General features: G+C 71.5%; 5 protein-coding genes. 3 read left to right on the top strand and 2 right to left on the bottom strand.

Translation table 11 applies throughout. The features are described 5' to 3' along the window. Positions 1–210: 210 nt before the first annotated feature. Positions 211–1,452, top strand: a complete 1,242-nt coding sequence (locus N1F89_RS20090) for an MFS transporter (protein WP_290086241.1) — start codon at positions 211–213, stop codon at positions 1,450–1,452. 150 nt (positions 1,453–1,602) lie between these two features. Here the strand turns inward: N1F89_RS20090 and mgtE are convergent, their stop codons facing one another. Then, the gene (gene mgtE / locus N1F89_RS20085; RefSeq protein WP_290086240.1) at positions 1,603–3,015 is read right to left on the bottom strand and encodes a magnesium transporter; all 1,413 of its coding nucleotides are present in this window, start codon (positions 3,013–3,015) and stop codon (positions 1,603–1,605) included. Between the two features lie 212 nt (positions 3,016–3,227). Between mgtE and N1F89_RS20080 the strand changes: the two genes are divergently transcribed. Together N1F89_RS20080 and N1F89_RS20075 are read left to right on the top strand one after the other, a co-directional pair. Continuing rightward, complete coding sequence (locus tag N1F89_RS20080; RefSeq protein WP_290086239.1) at positions 3,228–4,301, top strand: GGDEF domain-containing protein; 1,074 nt, start codon at positions 3,228–3,230, stop codon at positions 4,299–4,301. A 125-nt stretch (positions 4,302–4,426) separates the two neighbouring features. Next, complete coding sequence (locus N1F89_RS20075; RefSeq protein ID WP_290086238.1) at positions 4,427–5,080, top strand: OmpA family protein; 654 nt, start codon at positions 4,427–4,429, stop codon at positions 5,078–5,080. Between the two features lie 82 nt (positions 5,081–5,162). Here N1F89_RS20075 and N1F89_RS20070 read toward each other — a convergent pair whose 3' ends face one another. Continuing rightward, the gene (locus tag N1F89_RS20070; RefSeq protein WP_290086237.1) at positions 5,163–6,101 is read right to left on the bottom strand and encodes a pseudouridine-5'-phosphate glycosidase; all 939 of its coding nucleotides are present in this window, start codon (positions 6,099–6,101) and stop codon (positions 5,163–5,165) included. Positions 6,102–6,149: the final 48 nt, after the last annotated feature.

Raw genomic sequence — 6,149 nt, 5'->3', positions numbered from 1 at the left:
CTGTGGACCAGCGCGGCGCAAGGATCAGGCCAGCCGGCGCGCCGTCGCTGGCCCTATCGGTGGCGCGGCGCGGCGGCTAAGGCGTTTCCAGGCGAAGTGGAAACCGGTTCGCCGTTCTAGAACGCGTCAAGACAATGACTTGGAGCCGATCTGCGAACCCGTGATCGGTTCCAGGGCTGGAACTTCGAAGCTGCGGCAGGTCCGGACCCCGTGCGAGCGACGTCGATCGATACGCCGAGCGACATTGACGGCGCCTACGCCTGGCGGCGGCTGGCGCTGTGCGTGCTGATCGCCACGGTGGGCAATGTCGGCATGTGGGCCTTCGTCGTCGTGCTGCCGCAGGTGCAGGCGGATTTCGCCGTCGACCGCGCCTACGCCTCGCTGCCCTACACCACGACGATGATCGGCTTCGCGCTCGGCAACGTGCTGATCGGCCGCATCGTCGACCGCTTCGGCGTCGCGCTGCCGATCGGGCTTGCCGGCGCTGCGCTCGGCGCCGGCTTCGTGCTGGCCGGGTTGTCGGGATCCATGTGGCAGTTCGCCGCCCTGCAGGGCCTGCTCATCGGCATCGGCGGCTCGGCCACCTTCGGGCCGCTGATCGCCGACGTCTCGCACTGGTTCGCCAGGCGCCGCGGCATCGCGGTGGCGATCGCCGCCAGCGGCAACTATTTCGCCGGCGCGGCCTGGCCGGTCTTCATGCAGGCGGCGATGCCGTCGCTCGGCTGGCGCGGCACCTATGTGGCGATCGGCGTCATCTGCCTGGCCACGCTGGTGCCGCTCGCCGCGCTGCTGCGCCGCCGCCCGCCGGCCGAGGCCGAGGCGGGCGCCGCGGCGCCGGTCGGCCCGCGCCACCGGCCGCGCGCCGATGCCGGGCTGTCGCCGCGCGCCCTGCAGGGGCTGCTGATCGTCGCCGGCATCGGCTGCTGCGTCGCCATGTCGATGCCGCAGGTCCACATCGTCGCCTATGCGGTCGATCTCGGCTACGGGCTGGCGCGCGGCGCCGAGATGCTGTCGCTGATGCTGGCGGCCGGCATCGTCAGCCGGCTCGCCTCCGGCTTCCTGGCCGACGCCATCGGCGGCGTGCCGACGCTGCTCATCGGCTCGGTGCTGCAGGGGCTGGCGCTCGCCCTCTACATCCCGTTCGACGGGCTGGCCGCGCTCTACGTCGTGTCGCTGGTCTTCGGCCTGGCGCAGGGCGGCATCGTGCCGTCCTACGCCATCATCGTGCGCGAATACCTGCCCGCCCGCGAGGCCGGCCAGCGCGTCGGCATCGTCATCATGGCGACCATCGTCGGCATGGCGTTCGGCGGCTGGCTGTCGGGCTGGATCTACGACCTGACCGGCTCCTACGACGCCGCCTTCGTCAACGGCATCGCCTGGAACCTGCTCAACGTGGCGGTGATGCTGTTCATCCTGATGCGCACCCGCGGCCCGCGCGCGGCGGCCGCCTGAGGCAGCGGCGCGGCGAGCGGACGGGCGGCGGCCGGGCCGCGCCTTGAAGCCGTTCTGCTTTTCACGGGAATCGCGGATCGGCTCCGAGTTGTTGTCTTGGCGCGTCTTGCGGACGGCGAACCGGTTTCCGTTTCGCCTGAAAGCGCACATCTAGCCGATCCCGAACCACCAGGCGGCGAGGCCGAGGAAGGCGAAGAAGCCGACCACGTCGGTCACCGTGGTGACGAAGACGGAGGAGGCGACCGCCGGGTCGATGCCCAGCTTGTCGAGCAGCAGCGGCGTCATGATGCCGGCCAGCGCGGCGGCCAGCATGTTGACGATCATCGCCGCGCCGATGATGCCGCCGAGGCTCGTGTCGCCGAACCACAGTGCCGCCACCGCGCCCATGATGACGGCGAACACGACGCCGTTGATGAAGCCGACCATCGTCTCGCGGCGGATGATGCGCGCGGCGTTGTAGATGTCGAGGTCGCGCGTCGCCAGCGCGCGCACCGTCACCGTCATCGTCTGGGTCGCGGCGTTGCCGCCCATCGAGGCGACGATCGGCATCAGCACGGCGAGCGCCACCATCTGCTCGATGGTGGCGTCGAACAGGCCGATCACCAGCGAGGCGAGGATGGCGGTCGCCAGGTTGACCATCAGCCACGGCACGCGCGAGCGCGTCGTCGCGACGACGGTGTCGGACAGCTCCTCGTCGCCGACGCCGCCCATGCGCAGCAGGTCCTCCTCGGCCTCCTGCTGGATGACGTCGACCACGTCGTCGATGGTCAGCACGCCGACCAGCCGGTCGTTCTCGTCGACCACGGCGGCCGACAGAAGGTCGTACTGCTCGAAGATCTGCGCCGCCTCCTCCTGGTCCATGGTGGCCGGGATGGCGTGCCGCGTCTCGCGCATCACGTCCTCGATCCTGACCGCGCGCTTGGTGCGCAGGATGCGGTCGAGGTCGACGGCGCCGACCAGCCGGAAGGTCGGATCGATGACGAAGATCTGCGCGAAGCTGTCGGGCAGGTTCTGCTCCTCGCGCATGTAGTCGATCGTCTGGCCGACCGTCCAGAAGGGCGGCACGGCGACGAACTCGGTCTGCATGCGCCGGCCGGCCGTCTCCTCCGGATAGCCGAGCGAGCGGCGCAGCCGGATGCGCTCGGTGAAGGGCAGCTGCGCCAGGATCTCGTTCTGGTCCTCGAGGTCGAGATCCTCGAGGATGTAGACGGCGTCGTCGGAATCGAGCTGCTGGACCGCCTTGGCGATCTGCGCGTTGGGCAGGTGGCCGACGATGTCGAGGCGGATCGCCTCGTCGACCTCGGTCAGCGCCGTGAAGTCGAAGTCCTCGCCCATCAGCTCGACCAGGGCGCGGCGCTGCTCGGGCATCAGCGCCTCGAGCAGGTCGCCGATCTCCGACTGGTGCAGCCCGCCGACGTCGGTGCGCAGCGTCAGCGTGTCGCGGTCGGCGATCGCCGCTCCGATATGTGCCAGATAGGCGGCGGTGACGACGCCGTCGTCGTAGAGCTCGGCCGGCTGGACCTCGCCTTCGGCGTCGGGGTGCGGCTCCTGCGTCTCGCTCAACGGCTCCTCCAGGCATCGTGCTTCGGCACCTGTAGCGTGCCCGCGCGGACAACACAAAGCCCCGTGCGCGGCCGGCCGGCGCCGGCGCCCGGCGCGCGATTAACCCAGCGTTAGCCGGGCTCGGCTAGTGTTCGGCGATCGGCGTCCGGCGCGTTCGCGCGGCGGCCTTGCCGGCGGCCGCACCGGTCGGCTCAGAACGGACACGGAGTGCGATGCAGCCACTGACCGCCCCAGACGACGGCCATGCCGACATCGCCGCCAGCATTGCGGCCTCGATGCAGCGCATGGGCGTGGTGGGGCTGCCACGCAACTACGAGATCTTCTACGAGGTCTTCACCGGCTCCAATGCCGAGCTCGGCGAGGCCTTCTCCGCCCTCGGCCCGCAGCCGAGCCAGGCGGCGCTCGACCAGCTCGCCAACCGCTTCTTCACCGCCGGCAACCGCCACGCCGTCGTCGAGGAGGCGCATGACGAGGTCGTCGAGCGCACCCGCGAGATCATGGCGCTGCTCATCAAGGAGCGCAATTCGCTGGAGAAGTTCGGCGTCATCCTCGACCAGACCTCGGATGGCCTGAGCGGCCGCTACGCGCTGTCGCGCGAGCTGCTGCAGAAGATCGTCGGCATCATGGCCGCCGCCACCGAAACGACGCTCGAGCAGGGCCGCCACATCGCCAAGTCGATGGCCGACAAGTCGGCCGAGCTCGAGAAGATGAAGTCGACGCTCGAGGAGTACAAGCGGCTGGCCGAGACTGACCCGCTGACCAAGGTGTGGAACCGCCGCGCCTTCGACAAGAAGCTGGGCGAGATCTACAACGACAACAAGAGCGTGATGTTCGGCGCGCTGATCCTCGCCGACATCGACGCCTTCAAGGCCTTCAACGACCGGCACGGCCACCCGATGGGCGACCGCATCCTGCAGATGGTCGGCCGGCTGCTGACCGCCAGCGGCGGGGCCGGCAGCTTCGTCGCGCGCACCGGCGGCGAGGAGTTCGCGCTGGTCGTCGAGGGCCTGACGGAGGACGCGACGGCCCGCGTCGCCGAAGCCGCGCGCCGGGCGATCGCCAGGGCCGACGTGCGCGCAGCACCCGGCGTGGCCGCCTGCGGCCCGGTGACAATCTCGCTCGGCGTGTGCATGGCGTCGGAGGCCGACAGCCCCGACGACCTCTATGCCAAGGCCGACCGCGCGCTCTACGCCTCCAAGGTGAACGGCCGCGACCGGGTGACGCTGCACTCGCAGCTTGCCGCCGGAAAGTTCAAGAAGAACTGGCTCCTCTACCGCAGCGACTGACGCGCCGCGGCTTGACCCGGGCGCCCCCGCGCCATACGGCTTTTCGCCGCAATTGCCATCGAAGAGCCAAGGCGAGGGCCGCGGGGTCGCGCCGCGCGGCGATCGTTCAGGAGAGGACTTCCACCATGCACAAGAGACTTTTCGCCGTGTCCGCGGCCGCGCTGTTCGTCGCCGCCTGCACCACCGACCCCTATACGGGCCAGCAGAAGGTCTCCAACACGGCCGGCGGCGCCGCGCTCGGCGCGCTCGCGGGGGCCGGCGTCGGCCTGCTCGCCGGCGGCGACGACCGGCGCAACGCGCTGATCGGCGCCGGCCTCGGCGCGCTCGCCGGCGGCGCGGTGGGCGCCTACATGGACCAGCAGGAGGCGCAGCTTCGCGCCCAGCTGCAGGGCACCGGTGTCAGCGTGACGCGCGACGGCCAGTTCATCGTGCTGAACATGCCGTCCAACATCACCTTCGCCACCGACCAGGATTCCATCATGCCGAGCTTCTATTCGACGCTCAATTCGGTGGCGCTGGTGCTCCAGGAGTACAACCGCACGCTGGTCGACGTGTACGGCCACACCGATTCGACCGGCGACGAGGGCTACAACCTGCGCCTGTCGCAGCGCCGCGCCGGCTCGGTCGCCAACTATCTGACCGCGCAGGGCGTCGATCCGCGCCGCTTCTCCATCATCGGGCTCGGCGAGACGCAGCCGATCGCCAGCAACGCCACGGAGGCCGGCCGGGCGCAGAACCGCCGCGTCGAGATCCGCCTGGCGCCGCTGACGCCGGCCTGACGGCCGCCCGACGGACGCCGCCGCGCGTCCGCCAAGCCGCACGGCAACGACAGCGCCGCCCGGCCGCGTCCGGGCGGCCTTTTCATGCCGGGCCGCCGTCCGTGGCGGCGGCGATCGCCCGCGCGATGGCGGCGGCGAGGCGGGCGTTGTTCTTCACCAGCGCGATGTTGGTCGCCAGGCTGGCGCCGTCGGTCAGCGCCACGATGCGCTCGAGCAGGAAGGGCGTCAGCGCCTTGCCGCCGACGCCCCGGCGCTCGGCCTCGGCCTGCGCGGCGGCGATGTGGCGGTCGATCGTGGCCGCCGGGATCTCGTCGGCCTCCGGCACCGGGTTGGCGACCAGCATGCCGCCGGCAAGCCCGAGCGCGCGGCGCGTCGCCTGGAAGCGCGCCACCGCCTCCGGCGTGTCGAGGCGCAGCGGCGCGGCGAACGGCGAGCGGCGCGACCAGAAGGCGGGCATCGTGTCGGTGCCGTAGCCGACCACCGGCACGCCGCGCGTCTCCAGCACCTCGAGCGTCTTGCCGATGTCGAGGATCGCCTTGGCGCCGGCCGACACCACGACGACCGGGCTGCGCGCCAGCTCGTCGAGATCGGCCGACACGTCGAAGCTCGTCTCCGCGCCGCGGTGCACGCCGCCGATGCCGCCGGTGGCGAAGACCGCGATGCCGGCTGTGGCCGCCGCGATCATGGTGGCGGCGACGGTGGTGCCGCCCGAGCGGCCCTCGGCGATGGCGAAGGCGAGGTCGGCGCGCGACAGCTTCATCGCCGCGCCGGCCCGCGCCAGCCGGCGGCGCTGGTCGCCCGGCAGGCCGATCTTCAGCCGCCCGTCGACGACGGCGATGGTGGCCGGCACCGCGCCCTCGGCGACGATCAGCGCCTCGACCGCCTCGGCCATCGCCTCGTTGTCGGGCCACGGCATGCCGTGCGTCAGGATGGTGCTTTCGAGCGCCACCACCGGCCGCCCCTCGGCGAGCGCGGCGGCGACCGGCGGATGGATGTCGGCGAAGGCGGCGAGGGCTGTCATGGCGGGGCTCCGTTCGCCCGTCTCATGCCACGCGCTCGGCCGGCCCGA

Origin of the sequence: Aquibium sp. A9E412 (assembly GCF_030398335.1) — a bacterium.
In the GTDB taxonomy this organism is placed as follows: Bacteria; Pseudomonadota; Alphaproteobacteria; order Rhizobiales; family Rhizobiaceae; genus A9E412.
This window is presented reverse-complemented; position numbering and strand designations above follow the sequence as displayed.

Excerpts from the sequence above, each read along its gene's own strand:
- N1F89_RS20080 (WP_290086239.1), top strand. The coding sequence starts at position 3,228 with ATGCAGCCACTGACCGCCCCAGACGACGGCCATGCCGACATCGCCGCC.
- N1F89_RS20075 (WP_290086238.1), top strand. The coding sequence starts at position 4,427 with ATGCACAAGAGACTTTTCGCCGTGTCCGCGGCCGCGCTGTTCGTCGCC.
- N1F89_RS20070 (WP_290086237.1), bottom strand. The coding sequence starts at position 6,101 with ATGACAGCCCTCGCCGCCTTCGCCGACATCCATCCGCCGGTCGCCGCC.